Annotated in this window: 14 protein-coding genes; 1 reads left to right on the top strand and 13 read right to left on the bottom strand. The window is 64.2% G+C overall.

Annotated elements, in window-relative coordinates:
* Positions 1-42 precede the first annotated feature (42 nt).
* The 8 genes from U4Y90_RS28350 to U4Y90_RS28315 form a co-directional block, all read right to left on the bottom strand.
* Complete coding sequence (locus U4Y90_RS28350) at positions 43-1401, bottom strand: MFS transporter (RefSeq protein ID WP_415749422.1); 1359 nt, start codon at positions 1399-1401, stop codon at positions 43-45.
* 90 nt (positions 1402-1491) lie between these two features.
* Entirely contained in the window at positions 1492-3015 is a 1524-nt protein-coding gene (locus tag U4Y90_RS28345; RefSeq protein WP_321799620.1) for an AMP-binding protein, read from the bottom strand.
* The gene (locus U4Y90_RS28340) at positions 3008-3565 is read right to left on the bottom strand and encodes a (2Fe-2S)-binding protein (RefSeq protein WP_321799619.1); all 558 of its coding nucleotides are present in this window, start codon (positions 3563-3565) and stop codon (positions 3008-3010) included. Before U4Y90_RS28340 ends, U4Y90_RS28345 begins: the two co-directional genes overlap by 8 nt.
* 2 nt (positions 3566-3567) lie before the next feature.
* Positions 3568-4383 (bottom strand): FAD binding domain-containing protein, encoded by an 816-nt coding sequence (locus U4Y90_RS28335; RefSeq protein ID WP_321799617.1) that lies wholly within the window; start codon positions 4381-4383, stop codon positions 3568-3570.
* Positions 4380-7430, bottom strand: coding sequence for a xanthine dehydrogenase family protein molybdopterin-binding subunit (locus U4Y90_RS28330; RefSeq protein ID WP_321799616.1), 3051 nt, complete (start codon positions 7428-7430; stop codon positions 4380-4382). The genes U4Y90_RS28335 and U4Y90_RS28330 overlap by 4 nt, the downstream gene beginning before the upstream one ends.
* A gap of 225 nt (positions 7431-7655) precedes the next feature.
* Entirely contained in the window at positions 7656-8528 is an 873-nt protein-coding gene (locus U4Y90_RS28325; RefSeq protein ID WP_321799615.1) for an AraC family transcriptional regulator, read from the bottom strand.
* Between the two features lie 71 nt (positions 8529-8599).
* A complete protein-coding gene (locus U4Y90_RS28320) occupies positions 8600-9406 on the bottom strand; it encodes an enoyl-CoA hydratase/isomerase family protein (RefSeq protein WP_321799613.1) in 807 nt (268 codons plus the stop codon).
* Between the two features lie 191 nt (positions 9407-9597).
* Positions 9598-11544 carry a hypothetical protein gene (locus tag U4Y90_RS28315; RefSeq protein WP_321799612.1) on the bottom strand — a complete coding sequence of 649 codons (1947 nt, stop codon included), beginning with the start codon at positions 11542-11544 and terminating at the stop codon, positions 9598-9600.
* Here U4Y90_RS28315 and U4Y90_RS28310 point away from each other — a divergent pair.
* Positions 11543-11731, top strand: a complete 189-nt coding sequence (locus U4Y90_RS28310) for a hypothetical protein (RefSeq protein WP_321799609.1) — start codon at positions 11543-11545, stop codon at positions 11729-11731. The two genes, U4Y90_RS28315 and U4Y90_RS28310, sit on opposite strands and share 2 nt — an antisense overlap.
* 40 nt (positions 11732-11771) lie before the next feature.
* On the opposite strand, the gene U4Y90_RS28305 is transcribed toward U4Y90_RS28310, so the two are convergent.
* The 5 genes from U4Y90_RS28305 to U4Y90_RS28285 form a co-directional block, all read right to left on the bottom strand.
* On the bottom strand, positions 11772-12911 hold the full coding sequence (locus U4Y90_RS28305; RefSeq protein ID WP_321799608.1) for a porin: 1140 nt from the start codon (positions 12909-12911) through the stop codon (positions 11772-11774).
* A 28-nt stretch (positions 12912-12939) separates the two neighbouring features.
* Positions 12940-14439: an aldehyde dehydrogenase gene (locus tag U4Y90_RS28300; RefSeq protein ID WP_321799606.1), complete on the bottom strand. Its 1500-nt coding sequence runs from the start codon at positions 14437-14439 to the stop codon at positions 12940-12942.
* Between the two features lie 62 nt (positions 14440-14501).
* The gene (locus U4Y90_RS28295; RefSeq protein WP_321799605.1) at positions 14502-15308 is read right to left on the bottom strand and encodes a gamma-glutamyl-gamma-aminobutyrate hydrolase family protein; all 807 of its coding nucleotides are present in this window, start codon (positions 15306-15308) and stop codon (positions 14502-14504) included.
* Between the two features lie 48 nt (positions 15309-15356).
* The gene (locus U4Y90_RS28290) at positions 15357-16313 is read right to left on the bottom strand and encodes a PDR/VanB family oxidoreductase (protein ID WP_321799603.1); all 957 of its coding nucleotides are present in this window, start codon (positions 16311-16313) and stop codon (positions 15357-15359) included.
* Positions 16310-17344: a Rieske 2Fe-2S domain-containing protein gene (locus tag U4Y90_RS28285; protein ID WP_321799601.1), complete on the bottom strand. Its 1035-nt coding sequence runs from the start codon at positions 17342-17344 to the stop codon at positions 16310-16312. Before U4Y90_RS28285 ends, U4Y90_RS28290 begins: the two co-directional genes overlap by 4 nt.
* Positions 17345-17368: the final 24 nt, after the last annotated feature.

The raw sequence follows: 17368 nt of genomic DNA, 5'->3' as shown, positions 1-17368 counted from the left end.
CGCAATGACCGTGCCGCGTCGTGCGAGTGCGCCGCGCAGCGCTCAGTCCTCCTCGTCGAGCCGCCCCTTCGTTTCCGGGACGATGAACGCGCCGACGAGAAACAGCACGCTGATCGCGACGAGGGCGACCGCGAGCACGACCGGCAAATCGGCGGGCGATCCCGCGACCACGGACACGACGGTCGGCATGATGCCGCCCACCGCGAAGCCCAGATTCCACGACAATCCGGTTCCCGATGCGCGTATCGCCGTGGGGAAGCGTTCGTTGAGGAAGATGAGGATCGGCGCATAGCCCGCGCTGCCGAGCGCGCTCAACACGATCGCATAGAAGCCGATGAGCCACACGCCGTCCGCATGCGGCATCGCGAGATAGAGCAGCGGAAAGCAGATCAGACGCGCCAGGCCGAGCCAGATGAAACTGCGCTTGCGTCCGATCATCGTGCTCAGATGACCCGCCGCCGTCGATGCGATCACCACCGCGACGCTCGACCACATCAGAATCCATCCCGCGCTCGATGCCGACGTATGCGTCACGACCTTGAGGAAGGTCGGCAAGTACCCCGACGTCAGGTAATAACCGCTGCCGCCGCCGATGGTCAGCAACAGGTTCACGAACAGGATCGAGCGATACTTCTTCGAGAACAGCACATGCAACGGCGAAGCGGCCGGCGCTTCCTGCGCGGCGCCCTTCGCGCGCGCGGCCGCTTTCTTGCGCGCGGCGAGCTCGGCCCAAAGCGGCGATTCCTCTAGCCGGTTGAAGACGAACACGCCGAGCACCGAACTCAGGATGCCCGCGAAGAACATGCAGCGCCAGCCCCACTCATCGAATGCCGCGCCCGGAAAGATCGCCGTCGTCGCGAGATAGACGAGCGATGCGAGCAACGCGCCGAGTCCCGCGCCACCGCCGCCGACGAATCCGGAGACCGCGCCGCGCCACTTGAGACTGACGGTCTCGGTGCCGATCGTATGCGTCGACGCAACCACGCCCCCGACGAACACACCCTGCACGAGACGCAGCAACAAAAAGAGCGCGGGCGCGATCACGCCCACCTGCGCGACGGTCGGCAACATGCCGAACGCGGCCGTCGAAACGCCTACGCCGACGACCGACACCACCATCGCGCGCTTGCGTCCGTGTTGATCGGCAAAGGAACCGAAGATCGCGGAGCCGAGCGGTCTCATCAACAACGTGACGGCGAACGATGCATAGACGGCTGCCAGCGAAAGCATCGGATTGGACGACGGAAAAAACAGATGCCCCACCACCGGCGCCACGAACAACACGACGAACAGGTCGAACAGGTCGAGCGCCCATCCGAGACACGACGCCATGACGGCGACCGCGACCTGACTTCCCCTCACGCCTTGCGCGACTTCATCGCGCCGCAATACTTCGTCCATTTTCGATCTCCATGTTCAGTTATTAATACGGATACCTATCTATCCGGTTTGCATGTCTCGTCCGATTGAACGCCTCGTGGCGGGCGTTTCCTAGTGCTCGGGTTCGTATTCGCCGCTCGAAAGCTTGCGCCGCAGTATCTTTCCGACCGGCGATTTCGGTATCTGATCGACGAACACGTATTCGCGCGGACGCTTGAAGTTGACGAGGTCCGAACTGCGGCAGAATTCGTCGAGCGCGCTTCCGTCGACATGCTGTGACCGCTTGACGAATGCGACCACTTTCTGGCCCCAGCGCTCATCCTTCACGCCCGCGACCGCGACTTCATCGACGGCGGGATGCAGTGACAGGACCGACTCGATATCGACCGGCGATATGTTCTCGCCACCGCTGATGATCATGTCGTCGACGCGGCCCGTGACATAGAGATCGCCGTCCGCATCGAGATAGCCGGTATCGCCGGTGAAGTACCAACCGTCGCGCAGAGATTTCGCGTTCGCATCCGGCCGGTTCCAGTAGCCTTCGAACGCTTCGTCGCCGAGCAGCTCGACGATGATCTGACCTTCCTCGCCGCTCGCCGCGAGCTGACCGGGCGACGCGGCGTCGAGCTTGACGACGCGCAGCCGCGTGTTGAGGCCCGCGCGTCCGGCGCTTCCGGGCTTCCTCGTCGCGTCCTGGTCGATGCTGAACGTGTACACCTCGGACGAGCCGTAATGGTTCACGAAGAGCTCCGGCTCGAATGCGGCCGAGCAGCGCTTGAGCAGGCCGTCGTTCATCGGCGCACCCGCGAAACCCAGCTTCGTGACCGAACGCGTGCGCGCGCCCGAAAAGCCCGGCGCGGCGAGCAGATCGTGATAGAGCGTCGGCACGAGATACAGGCAGCTCACCGCGTGCGCTTCGATCGAGTCGAGTGCGAGCTGCGCATTCCATCGCCGCACGCAGACGAAGAGTCCGTCGACGAGCGCCATCGCGAGCAGCGAGCGCACGCCCATCGTGTGATAGAGCGGCATCACGCCGAGCGTGCGCTCGCCGTGCCGATAGAGATTCTGCGCGACATGCGCGAGCGCGGCGGCCCGCTCATGCCGATGCCTGCGCGGCACGCCCTTGCCCATGCCCGTCGTGCCGGAGGTGTAGAGCATGACCGAGTAGTCGTCGGCCGCTGCTTCGGTGGCGAGCGGCGTCGACCTGCAGGCTCGAAGGACATCGAAAGCGTGCGTCGCACCCGCGACGCCGTCGAGGCCGATACGCGCGATCTCCTGCGCGGCCGCGCTTTGCGTCACGGCCTGCCCGGAAACGCCTTCGTAGACGATTGCGCGCGCGCCCGCATCGGTCACGCTGTAGTTGAGCTCATCGGGCTTGATGCGCCAGTTCAACGGCACGATGACGATGCCCGTGAACTGACACGCCCAATGCAGCGTCGCCATCTCCCAGCGATTCTGCAGCGCGACGAGCAGGCGATCGCCGCGTGCGAGGCCGAGCGCCTTGAGACCCGTCCCGACCCGGCTGATTTCGTCGAACCATTGCGCATACGTGAACGCGATGTCGCCGTCGACGAGTGCTAACGCCTGCGGGCTGCGCTCCACCGATTGCATGAACGTGCGGCCGAGATCAAACATGGCTCGCCTCCTGCTCACGCGATTGCGCCTGCCGCAGTTTCGCCACGTCGAGCACCGCCGCGACGATCGGCGTATAGCCCGTACAGCGGCACAGGTGACCGGACAGCATTTCGCGCACCTGGTCTTCATCGGGGTTCGGCACCCGCCGCAGAAAGTCCGTGCACGACATCAGGATGCCCGCCGTGCAAAAGCCGCACTGCAATGCATGATGACGCGCGAACGCTTCCTGAAGATCGCCGAGCGTCTGCGCGGATGAAGACAGTCCTTCCACGGTATCGATGCGCCGTCCGTGCGCCTGCACCGCGAGCATCAGGCACGAACGCGCAGCGACGCCGTCGACGAGCACCGTGCACGCGCCGCACACGCCATGCTCGCAGCCGACATGCGTGCCGGTCGCGCCCAGTTCATGACGCAGGAAATCGGACAGCAGCTCGCGCGTCTCGCACTCGCCGCGACGCGTGACGCCATTGAGGTCGAGCGTCACGCCGCACGATGTGTCTTCTGCAAGCGCGACGCGCAATGCATCGCCGGGACTTGCGTGTCTGTTCATTCTCACTTCGCCTCCTGTATGACTTGCCATCCGAGCTGGCGCACGAGATGGCGTCGATATGATGCGCTGACATTCGCGTCGTCACGCGCGCCGAGCTTCCAACTCAAATCGTTCAATGCGCCGCGCAGATCATCGCCTTCGAGGCGCGGCAGGCATTCGAGCACGGGCCTGTCGGCGACGCCGCCCACGCCGATGCGAATCGCGTCGTCCGTGACGACCGCGGCGCACGATACCAATGCGAAATCGCCATGACGCGCCGAGAATTCCGTGAAGGCGAAGCGTTGTCCCGGCGCTTTCAGCGGAAAGCGCACGCACTCGACGAGTTCGTCCGGCTCGCGCGCGGTCATCAGCATGCCCTGGAAGAAATCCGCCGCGCTCAACGTGCGCTTGCGCTTCGCGGAGCGCAGCGTGACAGCGCCGCCCAACGTGAGCAGCGCGAGCGGCAGCTCCGCGCTCGGGTCCGCATGCGCGACGGAACCGCATACCGTGCCGCGATTTCTGATCTGAAAATGCGAAATGTGGGGGAACGTCATGCGTAAAAGCGGCACTTCATCGTCGAGCGTCGTGCGCCATTCGACGCTGCCTTGCGTCGCCGCCGCGCCCACTACCAGATGTCCCGACTCCACGCGCACCGTGTTCAGCTCCTCGGTGCGCGAGATATCGACGAGCCAGCGCGGCTGCGCGAGCCGCATGTTGAGCACGGCCATCAGCGACTGGCCGCCCGCGAGCACACGCGCGTCGGCGCCGCCCTGCGCGAGCGCGTCGAGCGCGTGGCGCGTGTCCCGCGCACGCAGATAGGCAAACGGCGCGGGCTTCATGACGACCTCCGCAGTTTCGCGAGCATGCGTCCGAGCCACGAGGCATGCGTGCGCACGGCCTTGCCCGACGCCTGTCTACCGAGCGATTCGAAGAGCTGCCGCAACACGACCTGCGCCGCGCCTTCGAGCATGCGCGCGCCGACCGCCGCGACCTTGCCCGACACCTGCGCTTCATAGTCGTAGGTAAGCAACGTGCCTTTCGCGGTCGGCTCCAGCTGGACGAGGCCTTCGCCCTGCGCGCTGCCGAGCGGCGATATGCCCGCGCCCGCGAGACGGAGACGCCGTGGCGCATCGATATCGGAGAGACCGATCTTCGCCTCGAAGCGCGCCTTGATCATGCCGACGCCGACCGTCACATCGGCGCGATACCGGTTCGGTCCGATGGTCTCCAGCGCATGACAGCCCGGCACGACCTTCGCGAGCGCCTCGGGATTCATCAACACCGCGAAGATGGCTTCGGGCGTCGCTTCGAGCTCGACGGTGCCTTGCGCGGTGAGCGCCTTGCCGCCGCCGCTCGCCGGCTTCTTCGCCGGCGCTGCTTCGCGATACTCGGGCCGCGACGGCGGCGGATCGTCGATGCCGATCATCGCCATCACCTTCGCCGGCGTGAGCGGCAAGCGAATGTCCGTCAGGCCGGTCGCATCGGCCACCGCATTCGCGATGCAAGGCGGCGTGCTCATGTTGTTGCCTTCGCCGAGCCCCTTTGCGCCGAGCGGCGTGAAAGGCGACGGCGTTTCCAGATGCACGATGACCGGATCGGGCACCTCGCAGGTCGTCGGCATCAGATAGTCGGCAAGCGTGCCCGACTGAAAGCTGCCGTCCGCGCCATAGCGAAACTCCTCCATCAGCGCCGCGCCGAGGCCCTGCGCGAACGCACCGCGAATCTGACCGTCCGCGAGCGCGGGATTGAGCAGCGTGCCCGCATCGTGCGCGGTCACATAGCGGTCGATACGCACGCGTCCCGTCCCACGATCGATCTCGATGCCGCACATGTCGAACGCGAAGCCATAGCACGCGGACGTGTTGATGCGGTCCTCGTCATCGGGCGCGGTCATGTTCGGCGGATTCCAGAACACGGTTTCGCGCAGCCCCGGCTCCTCGCCTTCGGGCAGGAGCGCGGGCGACCAGTGCGGCGCATTGCTCGCGGCGCGCGCGAACGGCAATGCCTTGTCCGGTGCCTGCCGCATGTACACGCGCCCGCCTTCGAAGCACACGTCCTGCTCCGCGCATGCGAACTGCTTCGCGAGAATGCGCGCGAGCTTTTCCCTTACGCGCGTCGCGGCGAGATGAACCGTGCCCGCGACCGCGCCCGCGAAGCGGCTCGAATAGTTGCCGGCAGCGACGGACCACGCGTCCTTCTGCGTATCGAATTCGACATTCACGACGATATCCGCCGGATCGAGACCGAGCACATCCGCGACGACCTGCGCGCACACGGTCATATGCCCTTGCCCCGCCGGCGTCGATGCAATGGTGACGACCACGCCGCCCATCAGATCGACGCTCACGGTCGCGCTCGCGATCGCACCGCTCTTCGGACCGGCCTTGCGGCGCGCTTCGACGGGCATCACCGTCGTGATGTAGCCCATGTTCGACACGGACGGCTCGACGATCGCCGCGAAGCCGATGCCATACAGACGTCCTTCCTTGCGCGCGCTCTCGCGGCGCTCTTTCAGCGCCTCATATCCGCCTTCCGACAATGCACGCCGCAACGCTTCCTGATAGTTGCCCGAATCGAGCAATGCGCCCGCCGCCGCCCGATACGGAAACGCATCGGCCTTGATGAAGTTGCGGCGATAGACATCGAGCACGTCGAGCTTCAGTTCGTCCGCGATGCGCTGGATCAGACGTTCCAGCGAGAAATACATTTGCGGTCCGCCGAAGCCGCGCACGAGTCCGGTCGGCGTCTTGGTCGTCAGCGCGACGCGATTGCGCACGCGCAAATTCGCAATGTCGTAGGCGCCCGTCAGACATCCATGCATGCGATAAAACGTGGCGGGTTCCGGCGCGCGCAGATAGCCGCCGCAATCCTCGATCTGATCGTAGGACAGTGCGGTGATGCGCCCGTCGCGTTCGACGGCGGCTTCGAGCGTCGCGAGACGGGCGGTCGCCGAAGTCGCCGCGCTCAGATGTTCGAGGCGGTCTTCGACCCACTTCACGGGCGCGCCGCATTTTCTCGACGCGAGGCACATCAGCACGACATACGGAAACACTGCCTGCTTCACGCCGAAGCTGCCGCCCGAATCGCGTGGCGCTCTATGACGCAGACGATTGGCGGGCACCTTCAGCGCCATCGACATGACCGCGTGCAACGAGAACGGCCCCATGAAATTCGAGGTCACGTCATAGCCTTCGTTGCCCGCCAGACATTCCGCGATCACGACGCCGCATTCGATCGGCGCACACGTATTGCGCGGATAGTGCGTGGTGATCGACACGCGATGCGGCGCCTGCTCGAACGCCGCTTCCGGATCGCCATAGCGAAAGCTGCGGTCGCTCACCACGTTGCTGCCGACCGCTTCGTGAAGCACCGGCGCATCGTCGGCGATGGCCGCTTCGATCGATACCACCGGCTGCAGCGGCGCATAGTCCACCTTCACGAGTTCGAGCCCGTCCTCGGCGATGGCGCGCGTCTCGCCGACCACCACCGCCACCGGCTCGCCGCTATAACGCGCGCGGTCCATCGCGAGCGCCCAGTGCTCCATCGGCGACTTCACGCCGACGACGAACGGCTGCGACCAGGCGCGCACATCGTCGCGCGTGAGCACGGCGCGAATGCCCTTGTGCGCGAGCGCGGCGCTCACGTCGATGCTCCTGATCTCAGCGTGCGCGTACGGCGAGCGCAGCACGGCGGCGTGCAGCGTGCCCGTCTTGATGGCGATATCGTCGCCATAGCGGCCGCGTCCCGTGAGAATCGCGGGGTCTTCGAGGCGTTGCATCGGGCGGCCCACATGCGGGCGATTCGACGCTTGCGCCTCGTTGCGACCGGAAGCGCTCGCGGGCGCCTGGCGTTCCTTCAGCGCGGTTTCGGTATCGGTGTCGCTCATGCGTGTCTCCTGCACAGGCTGTGCGCGATGTTCAGTGACTGCGTGCCTCGCAAGCACAGCGAGACACATCGCGTCGTCGATTCAATGTACTGCGCGAATGCGCCAGTTCGCTTACCAGGCGGTCGGGCGAATTACCCTGCAGTCTGATGCTTTTCGCAAGCCAAGCCAGGCGACGGACGTGACGATTCCGCATGCGATAAAACGTGCGCATGCATCCGCCCTCGCTCAGATCTGTACTTGCTTCGAATCCGCTTCGTACAACTGCACCACCCGCCGATACTCGCTCGGCGTGATGCCCAGGTTCTGCCTGAAGAATCGCGTGAAATGCGCGGGCGCCGAAAACCCCAGATCGTATGAAATATCCGTGAGCGATTGCGCGCTGGCGGACAACTCGTTGATCGCCGTTTCCATGCGCAGCACGTTCAGATACACATTGGGCGTCACGCCCGTGCAGCGATGAAACAGCGCGAAGAAATGCGCGCGCGACAAGCCGCAATGTTCCGCGAGACGATTCATGTCCGGCTCCGCGCCCGTGTTCTCGCGCAGATACGCGATCGCCTTGCGGATGCGCGGATCGCTCGGACGCCGGCCCGACAGCTCCATCTGCCGCGACAGCTCGTGCCAGCTTCGGCTCGGATCGATCACCGAGAGCATCAGTTCGCACAGGAGCCCTTCCAGACGCCCGGCGGCGACGCTGTCGGCCCACCACATTTCCATCGCCAGTTCTTCGGCGCGCTTCTTCGCGTGACTCAACAGGCGCACGCACGGCTGCGGAAAGAAGCGCGGATGACCGCCGCTCACGAGCGGATGCTGAATGGCGGTCAGCCAGTCCGGCTCGATGTACATCGCGAGAATCACCGTGCGCTGCTCGGCATGCTCGATATGACGATATGCATGCGGCTCCCACGGATTGACCAGGACCGCGGTGTCGGCGGTCAGCGGCTGGAGTTCGTCGTGAACGGAAAAGAACGTGTCCGGCCCTGCCGCCTTGATCAGAAGATGGCAGTGATGATGCGCGTGCTGAATGAGCGGCGCATCCATATCGAGCAGCGCCACTCGTCCAAAACGTCCTTGATAGATCTTGATCGCACTAGACACTCGTTTCGCCTCACTCCGTGCCGCTGCCGCTTTGCGCGGCTTATCTTGTATCGAGTCTGAATCCGTCCCGCTCAGGAGCCCTTGAACGCGGCCTTGCGTTTCTGATGAAACGCTTCGACGCCCTCGCGGAAATCGTCGGAACTGCGCAAGCGGCTGTAGTTGAGCCCCTCCAGTTCGATGGCGACGGAAAGCGGCGCATCTTCCGTATCGTTCAGCAGCTTCTTCGCGGTGCGCTGCGCGAGGGGCGAGAAGGCGAGCAATTCGCGCACGAGGGAATCGGTGGCGCTTTCCAGCTCGGCGTCGGCGACGAACTCCGTCGCGATGCCCCACTCGTAGGCCTGCGATCCGGTGATGCGGCGCGAGCGCATCACGATGTCTTTCGTGCGGCCGATACCCACCATCTTCTGCAGGCGCGCGGAGCCTCCCGAACCGGGAATCTGCCCGAGCTTTTGTTCGGGCAATGCATAGAGCGTCGTTTCTGTTGCGATGCGGAAATCGCACGCGAGCGACAGTTCGAAGCCGACCCCGAAGCAATAGCCGCGATTCGCCGCGATGACCGGCTTGCTGCAACGCGCGGGCGACGCGATGTTCCAGGCGAGCTTCGCCACATGCTCCGGCGATGCCTCGATGAAACCTTTAATATCGCCGCCGCTGGAGAAATGCTCCCCTTTCGCGCGCACGACGATCACCCGCACGGCGTCGTTGGCGTCGAGCGCTTCGAACGTCAGGCGCAATTGCTCGCGCTGATGCATCGACACGATATTGAACGGCGGCCGGTCCAGAACGATGTCGGCGCGCGAATCCGCGGAATTGAACTCGACGTGAAAGCCGTCGAGTTCAGCGAGCAGCGAATGAGCTGGGTGAGCGAGCTGAGTCATGAAATGTCCTTCGGTGAGCGATGCCTGAACGGAATCGGTTGCTTGAAGCCTTGGCTCAAGTATCGGCGCGTTGCTGACATCCTGCTTACCCGGAATTCCGGCGAGTTACCCTCGAGTCTGATTTTGCAACCGGGTAGACCTCTACTCGCGCCCGTTGTTGTGGCGCTATATTCGATCGTGTGTCATGGTTTTCACCGACCGAGCACCGTCACCGCTGGAAATCTCATCAGATACGAAACGTCGCGACTGTCTCCCAGATAACGACTCTCGAGCAGCTTCTCCGGGCGAACGGAAGCGGCCGTCATGCCGCGAGCCAGCAAGCGTTTCAGGACATCGTGACGCAACCAGAAAAGCGTCCCGTCATAAATCGCGGGCCGATAGTGCGTCTGGAATTCGGCAACGGAGTGTATGCCGCTGTCGCGGGTCCATACGCCATGCGTTTCGATGACTTCCGGGCGTTCCTCGCTCAGATAGTCCGCAAAGCCCGCGTACCCGCGACGCGCGAGCGATGGGTTGGTCAACAGCCCCGTATCCAGAATGTTCAAACGTTCACAGCACAACGCGGCGCCGCCCACGTCCGGCGTCATGAACTTGAGCGTCGGTTGCCCGAGATACTCGCGCAGCGTATCGACGGAAGTACCTGTCATCGCGAAGTTCAGTGGCGTGATACCGCGCCAGTCGCCGGGGGACTCGTGCCACACTCGTTGCCGGATCGTGCCCGCCGTGGCGCTCAGCGAAGCCGGCAGCGAGCCACGCATCGCCGCACCGAGGATGACCGTGTCGACGTTTTCGCGCAGCATCGCAACGTTGAAGAGGATGGTTCCAACGAGGCATAGCAACAGCCCGCGGAACACGCGTGGTCGGCGCATGTTCGCAAAACGTTCCGCGAGAGAAAGGACGATGATGGGCAGCACCGCCATGAACATCCGTCCGGTATAGCCCCAGTTTCTTCCCGATATGAGTGCGAATGCGCCGAAGGCAACGATCAGGAGTACGGGCATCGGATCCAGACGGCGCTCTTCGTTGCCCTTTCGGCTCAGGTAAAAGCCAGCGAGAAGCGCAGCGTTCACGAGGAAGAAATCCTTCAGCCCGCGCAGCTTTTCCAGTATGCCGTCCCACCCTTCTTTGCTGTAGGGCGCTTGAAGCTTGGCCAGGATGGTGTTCGGCAACAGCGCCCCGAAGGTCCAATAGCGCCAGGCGGTCAGCAGCAGAAAACAAAGCATGAGCCAGATACACATTCGAATGGCACGCGGCCTTTCATGCGGGCAAAGCACGACCATCCAGCCGAGCGCAAAACCCAGATAGAACACCGGTTCGAAGCGAACCAGCATGAGAAGCGGCAAGAGTGCATAGGCGAGCGTCGATTGCGCGCGCCAGGAGAGCACGAACGCGAACAGCAGCAACGCGAAGACCGTCATCTCCATGCCATTGACGATCTCGGCCTGGCAAGTGGGCAACAGCCCAAGCAGGCACACGACGACGAGGCGATGCGTCGAGCTCGGCAGGGACGGTCGAAGTGCGCGCCACACGAGCACCAGAGTGGCGCTGAGTGCAACGAAGGAGAGAATCTGCGCCGCCCTGATCGCCTCAATAAAGCCGGGATGAAACAGCCATTGCCCGATCGCCAACATCGCCGTGAAGAGCAAACTCGACGTGCCCTCGGCCGACACCGAAGCCGGCGTCAACGCAAAGACCCCGTGCCGGCCCAGCGTATGCGCGTAGGCGACAGTAACGGCGCCATCGTCCCAGCCGTAAGGGCCGACCAGCGCAATCGCAGTCAACGAGAGCGCCGCATACGCGATAACACAGAGGAGCCCGATGGAGCCCTCTTTCGCATCGATCCTGTGTGTGAGGTGCTCGGGCATGGTCAGCCGGCGCAAGTGACTTGACCGATAGTACATCGAGCAAAAACGGGCGGCCCCGTCGGCGCACACGCGCACGCCTGATTGGAGCCGGATCGCACCGGAATCGTGCAGACCTTGAAGCGCTCGCCCAGGCTCGAAGAATCCGGCGCGTTCATCGATTGTTCTGCGTGCTCCCCTCCCGTCAAGAGTAGGGCGCTTCAGCCGTCCTCGCTCGATAATCAATCCGGCTTCGAAGGACTCCAGCAAGCAAACCTCATCGAACGGATCAATCATGAAACACGAAACCGACGCAAAAAACGCAGTCCGACAGGCGAATGACGAGTGCAATCATGCGCAAAGCGGCCGCATCGGCGGTTTTGGCAAGGCGCTTTCCTCTCACGACCGAAACTGGGCGTGGACGACCTCAGGCAGCGCGTATGACTGGATGGACTCCCATGCGCCGTTCGCGCATCTCGACTAGACGTCGACGAAGGCATGTCGGCGCACCCAGGGCACAGTGCTCAAAACGAGTGGGTCATACCGATACGCGCCACCAGCTGATGCGAATTCGACGACGGACTCGCCGCTCCGGGAATGAACGCGGTATCGAGCGGCGTTCCGGTATTGCCTCCGCTCAGCTTCTGATACACCACCTGCGTGTAGATACCCGTGCGTTTAGACAGCAGGTATTGTCCCATCAAGCCGATCTGATTCCAGTGCAGCGCTGTCTCGACGCCGTTCTGCTTCAGATGCGCCATCGTGTAGGTGTACATGCCGCCCACGACCACGTCGGGCTGAATCAGGTACTTCACGTTGAACTCTGCGTTATCGAAACGCAAACTTGCATTGTTCAAGCCGAGAGTGCCGAGATATACCGACGAAGTCGGCTGCTGCAAGCTCGAATGCGTGTAGACAAGGCCGAAGGTCGCCGGCCCCGCGCCATAGCTCGCGCCGATGCCGACTATCTTCTGATTCGCCGCGACGAAGCCTGCGTCGTCGGAGGCCACCGCGCCCGCCGATGTCGCGCCGGGATTCGAAAGATCTTCATACACGGCGCCGACCGAAAAGCTTGCGTAGGTGTATTTCAGGCCGGCGCTAACCATGCGATTGCCCGCGAAGGCGCCAGCCTGATTGCTGAAGCCGTACAACGCGGTGGCCGAAAAACCGCCGTACTCGTTGCTCGTGAACTTGACCGAGTTGTTCGCATGAAACGTGGCGTCGGTGTTGTCGTTGTCGAGCGGATGCGAGAACAGATATCCGCCCCAGTTGCCATTCGCCGTCATCAGGCCGATGACATCGGTCACCGTGTCGAACTGCCGCCCGAACGTGAGCGTGCCGAACGTGTCGGAAGCAAGCCCGACATACGACTGATAGCCGAACAGACGTCCGCTGTAGTAGGCGCTGCCGTTGTCCAGCGTGAAGCCGCTTTCCAGATCGAAGATCGCGTGCAGGCCGCCGCCGAGATCCTCGCTGCCTTTCAGGCCCCATCGACTGGTCACGAGATCGACGCTCGATGTCTGCCACGCCCGGCTTCCGCCCGCGTTGCTCGTGAAGTTGAGCCCTTCGTCCAGCACGCCGAACAGCGTGACGCTGCTTTGCGCATGCGCGGCGGCGGACGCGCACAGCATCCCCGCTGCCATCACTATCATCTTGGCATTCATGGTGTTTCTCTCCGGCTTTTGGGTAAGGTCAGGCGAGGCGAATCAAGGTGGATTTGAGTTCGGTGTATTTGTCGAGCGCATGCAGCGACTTGTCGCGGCCATTGCCCGACTGCCGATAGCCGCCGAACGGAAAGTTCATGTCGCCGCCTTCGTCGTAGCAATTGACCCAGACGGTGCCCGCCCGCAGCCTGCGCGAGACGTCGTGCGCGGTGTTCAGGTCCGCGGTCCACACTGCGGCGGCCAGTCCGTAGTCGCTTGCATTGGCGAGGCGCACGGCTTCATCGATCGTGTCGAACGTGATGACCGACAGCACCGGCCCGAAGATCTCCTCGCGTGCGATGAGTGCGTTGCCGTCGGTCGTATCGAAGATGGTCGGCTCGATATAGAAGCCGCCGTCGATTACCTGCGCGCGCGAACCGCCGAGCACGAGGTTCGCCTCTTGCCGCCCTGCCTCGATGAAGCCGAGCACGCGGTCGAGTTGAGACTGATCGATGATCGCGCCCATCGCGGTAGCCGGATCGAGCGGGTTGGCCGGCGCGTAGCGCCGCGCCGCATTCACCAGCCGATCCAGAAACGCCTCCTTGATGTCGCGATGCACGAGCAGCCGCGAACCCGCCGTGCACATCTCGCCCATGTTGTAGAAGATGGCGCTCGCGGCGGTCTTCACCGCGCGGTCCATGTCGGGGCAATCGGGCAGCACGATGTTCGGCGACTTGCCGCCGAGTTCGAGCCACACGCGCTTGAGGTTCGACTCAGCGGCGTACTGCATGATCCGCTTGCCGACCGGGGTCGATCCCGTGAACGCGATGCAGTCCACGCCGCGATGCAGCGCGAGCGCCCTGCCCGCGTCGCCGTTTCCGGGCAACACGTTGAACACGCCCGGCGGGATGCCCGCTTCGAGCGCGAGCTGCGCGACACGAATCGCCGTCAACGGTGACTTCTCCGATGGTTTCAGCACGACGCTGTTGCCGGCCGCGAGCGCGGGCGCGAACTTCCAGGCGGCCATCAGCAGCGGAAAATTCCACGGCACGACGGCAGCGACGACACCGATCGGCTCGCGCGTGACGAGACCGACGAGGTGATGATCCGCGGGCGCGATGTCGCCGCCGAACTTGTCGATGGCCTCCGCGAACCATTCGATGCAATACGCGACGCCGGGCACGTCGACGCTGGTCGTATCCGCGATCGGCTTGCCGGCATCGAGCGTTTCGAGCAGCGCGAGTTCGTCGCCGTGCTCGCGGATCAGCGCGGCCCAGCGCAGCAGGATCGCCTTGCGGGCACGCGGATTCAGGCCGGCCCATATGTTCGCGTCGAATGCGCGGCGGGCGGCCGCTACCGCATCGTCGGCGTCGGCCAAGCCGCATGAGGCGATGTGCGCGAGCCACGCGCCATCGATCGGGCTCGCGCAATCGAACGTTTCATCGCTGCGCGCGTGCCGATATCGTCCATCGATAAAGGCGCGTCCCTCGATGGCGAGCGTCGCACGCAGCGCCTGCCAGTCATTCAGGTCTTTGGTTTCCGTTTCCATGCAAGGAGCCATCCCATCTTCGTTTCGGTTGTCAGTCGTAGCAGTGCGCGCAGTTCCATCGGTCAGGTCCTGGCGAACAGCGCGCCGGCATCGAGCGCGGCGCGAATCGATGCTTCGTCCTTCTTTTGCCGCCGCTCACGGCATGCCGCGCCGAACCCGCGAAAGATCGCCGTCGACAACGCGTTGTCCGCGTGCCGCCATTCCGGATGCCATTGCACGCCGAGCGCAAACGCGCGCGCCGACTTCACGCTGACGGCTTCGATCAGTCCATCCGGCGCGGTGGCTTCGACGCTCAGCCCGTCTCCCAGGCGCGCGATGCCCTGACCGTGCAGTGAATTGACGACGGCTTCGGTCATGCCGCTGCACGCATGCAGCACGCCGTCTCTTTCGATGCGCACGGCATGCGCCGGGCCGTACTGCACGTCGATGGGATCGGCCTTGTCCTCGCGATGGTCGAGCAGACCGCCGACATCGTGCACCGCCTGATGCAGCGTTCCGCCGAACACCACGTTCATCTCCTGAAAGCCGCGGCAGATCGCGAGCACGGGCACGCCGCGCTCGATTGCCGCCCGCATCAAGGGCAGCGCGGTCGCGTCGCGATGCGGGTCGTGCAAGGTGCCGGGCGCGCTCGCCGCGCCGCCATAGCGGTGCGGTTCCACGTTCGAATAACTGCCCGTGAATAGCAGACCATCGACACAGGAAAGCACCGCGTCGACCGGCTGCCGCTCGCCGAGCGCGGGCAACAGGACGGCGAGCGCTCCCGCGCCATCGGCGATCGGATCGATATACTTTTCGCCGACCGCATGCGACCAGTGCAAACCGATCTTGCTGCGATCAGCCGTGATTCCCACGATTACATTGATTTGCATGACTAATCTTATGAAGGTTCGTCATCCGCTCCACCGAGCGGACCTCGACTACATGTCGATCGTGAGCGTCGGCGTCAATGCGCGCGATACGCAGACCATCATCACGTTGCCGCGTTGCCGCTCGCTCTCGCTCAGCAGCATGTCGCGATGATCCGGCACGCCGTCCAGCACGCGCGTCTCGCACATGCCGCACACGCCCTGCTCGCACGACGAAGCCACCTCGTGACCGGCATCGCGCAGCGCCTGCATCACCGAGCAGCCATGCGGCACGTCGACCGTCGCGCCGCTGCGCGCGAGGATCACGCGCAAGGTGCCGTCCTGGCTTGCCGCCACGACAGGCGCCGCGCCGAAGCGCTCGATATGCAGACGCTCGCTCAGCCCCGCCGCCGCGAAGTGTTCCGTGAGCGCATCGAGCAGCGCGGCGGGACCGCAGCCGTAGACCTCCGCGCCCGCAGCCGCTTTCGCAACGATGCCGTCGAGATCGAGCAGGCCGACTTCATCCGCGGGCAGGATCTCGACGTGCTCGCGCCCCAGCCCTTCAAGCTCGGGCACGAACGCCATCGACGCCCGCGAGCGTCCGCCATACAGCAGACGCCATCTGGCGTTCGCTCGCTTCGCGGTGCGGATCATCGGCAGGATCGGCGTGATGCCGATGCCGCCCGCGACGAACAGGAAAGAATCCGCCGGCTGCAGCTCGAACGCGTTGCGCGGCCCGCGAATCTTCACGTGCTGGCCGAGACGCAGGCCGTGTACTTCGCGCGAGCCGCCGCGTCCGTCTGGTTCGAGCAGCACGGCGATGCGCATGCGCCGCGTGTCGTCCGGCTCGCCGCAGAGCGAATACTGGCGTGTCTGACCCGAGGGCAACACGAGGTCGATATGCGAGCCGGCCGTCCACGCGGGCAGCGCCGAACGATCGGGCCGTTGCAGCTCCAGCGAGATCACGCTGTCCGCTTCGATGCGCATGCCGGTGATCTGCACATCGAGCTCCGTGTTGCGCGCGTTCATACCGTCTCCGCCTTCGCTTGTGCGTCGAATGCCGCTGCCGGCTGCTTCGCGCGCTCCATGAACTCGCGGAACGCGCGGCGATAATTCAGTGTGAACAGATCCGCGGGCACCGAATGTTCGACGTAGCGCCCGTCCCAGTCGATCTCGCGCGGCTGAATGCCGGCGGCGATTGGCATGTCCTCCAGATACACCATCTCCTCGATGCGCAGGCACTCTTCCAGATCCGCGCCGCGATAGCCGCGCTCGTTGGCCACGCCCCAGAAGATGCGCACCTGGTCATACGCGACCGGCGACGGAAAGCCGACCACGATGCGCTTGCCGAGCCGCTCGTAGTCATAGGTGATCGACGCCATGCCCGGCGCGCTGCAGTGATAGAACATCATGCAGTCGCCGTCGTTGGCCCAGTCGCCGTCGCCCGCGTCGAGCGGACGCTCCATCCAGATGTCGAGTCCTTCGCGCCGCACTTTCAACGGCTCGACCACGTGCTTCGACGGTCCCATCGACACTTCGTGCACGAACGGAAAATGCGCGACGTCGCGGAAGTTTTCCATCGCGACGGCGACGCCCGTCGGCGATTCGAGCGGCGTCGCGGCGAGCCAGTCGAGTTCGAGATCGCGCCAGTGCGCCGGGTCGTAGAGATCGGTGACGGGCTCTTCGAGCACGGTCCACACATGCGCAAAGCGCTCGATCGTGCGATAGGTGCGGATCGCGGCTTGCGGCGGAATCTTGCACTGGTCTTCGAGCGAAGGCACATGCGTGCACTTGCCGCTCTCCGCCGAGAACTGCCAGCCGTGATACGGACACGCGATGTTCTCGCCGTGCACCTTGCCGAGCGCGAAGTCCGCGCCGCGATGCGGACAGCGCGCGTCCTGCACGACGGCCTTGCCCCACTCGGTCCGATACACGACGAGGCGCTGACCGAGCAGCGTCGCGCTTTGCGGCGTCGCCAGGTCGACGGAGCGGGCAACGGGGAACCATTGACGGCGCATCGCCAGTTCGGCTTGCGAGCGCAGGGGAAATTGCGTGGACATGGAAACCTCTGATGCGTGATAAGT

This window comes from Caballeronia sp. J97, from assembly GCF_905220305.1.
In the GTDB taxonomy this organism is placed as follows: Bacteria; Pseudomonadota; Gammaproteobacteria; order Burkholderiales; family Burkholderiaceae; genus Caballeronia.
The sequence above is the reverse complement of the archived record's forward strand: the minus strand, read 5'-3'. Positions and strand labels throughout refer to the sequence as shown.

Bases quoted from the DNA above. Each gene is read 5' to 3' on its own strand.
- U4Y90_RS28305 (WP_321799608.1), bottom strand. From the start codon at position 12,911: ATGAATGCCAAGATGATAGTGATGGCAGCGGGGATGCTGTGCGCGTCC.
- U4Y90_RS28350 (WP_415749422.1), bottom strand. From the start codon at position 1,401: ATGGACGAAGTATTGCGGCGCGATGAAGTCGCGCAAGGCGTGAGGGGA.
- U4Y90_RS28285 (WP_321799601.1), bottom strand. From the start codon at position 17,344: ATGTCCACGCAATTTCCCCTGCGCTCGCAAGCCGAACTGGCGATGCGC.
- U4Y90_RS28310 (WP_321799609.1), top strand. From the start codon at position 11,543: ATGAAACACGAAACCGACGCAAAAAACGCAGTCCGACAGGCGAATGAC.
- U4Y90_RS28295 (WP_321799605.1), bottom strand. From the start codon at position 15,308: ATGCAAATCAATGTAATCGTGGGAATCACGGCTGATCGCAGCAAGATC.
- U4Y90_RS28300 (WP_321799606.1), bottom strand. From the start codon at position 14,439: ATGGAAACGGAAACCAAAGACCTGAATGACTGGCAGGCGCTGCGTGCG.
- U4Y90_RS28330 (WP_321799616.1), bottom strand. From the start codon at position 7,430: ATGAGCGACACCGATACCGAAACCGCGCTGAAGGAACGCCAGGCGCCC.
- U4Y90_RS28315 (WP_321799612.1), bottom strand. From the start codon at position 11,544: ATGATTGATCCGTTCGATGAGGTTTGCTTGCTGGAGTCCTTCGAAGCC.
- U4Y90_RS28345 (WP_321799620.1), bottom strand. From the start codon at position 3,015: ATGTTTGATCTCGGCCGCACGTTCATGCAATCGGTGGAGCGCAGCCCG.
- U4Y90_RS28320 (WP_321799613.1), bottom strand. From the start codon at position 9,406: ATGACTCAGCTCGCTCACCCAGCTCATTCGCTGCTCGCTGAACTCGAC.
- U4Y90_RS28290 (WP_321799603.1), bottom strand. From the start codon at position 16,313: ATGAACGCGCGCAACACGGAGCTCGATGTGCAGATCACCGGCATGCGC.
- U4Y90_RS28335 (WP_321799617.1), bottom strand. From the start codon at position 4,383: ATGAAGCCCGCGCCGTTTGCCTATCTGCGTGCGCGGGACACGCGCCAC.
- U4Y90_RS28340 (WP_321799619.1), bottom strand. From the start codon at position 3,565: ATGAACAGACACGCAAGTCCCGGCGATGCATTGCGCGTCGCGCTTGCA.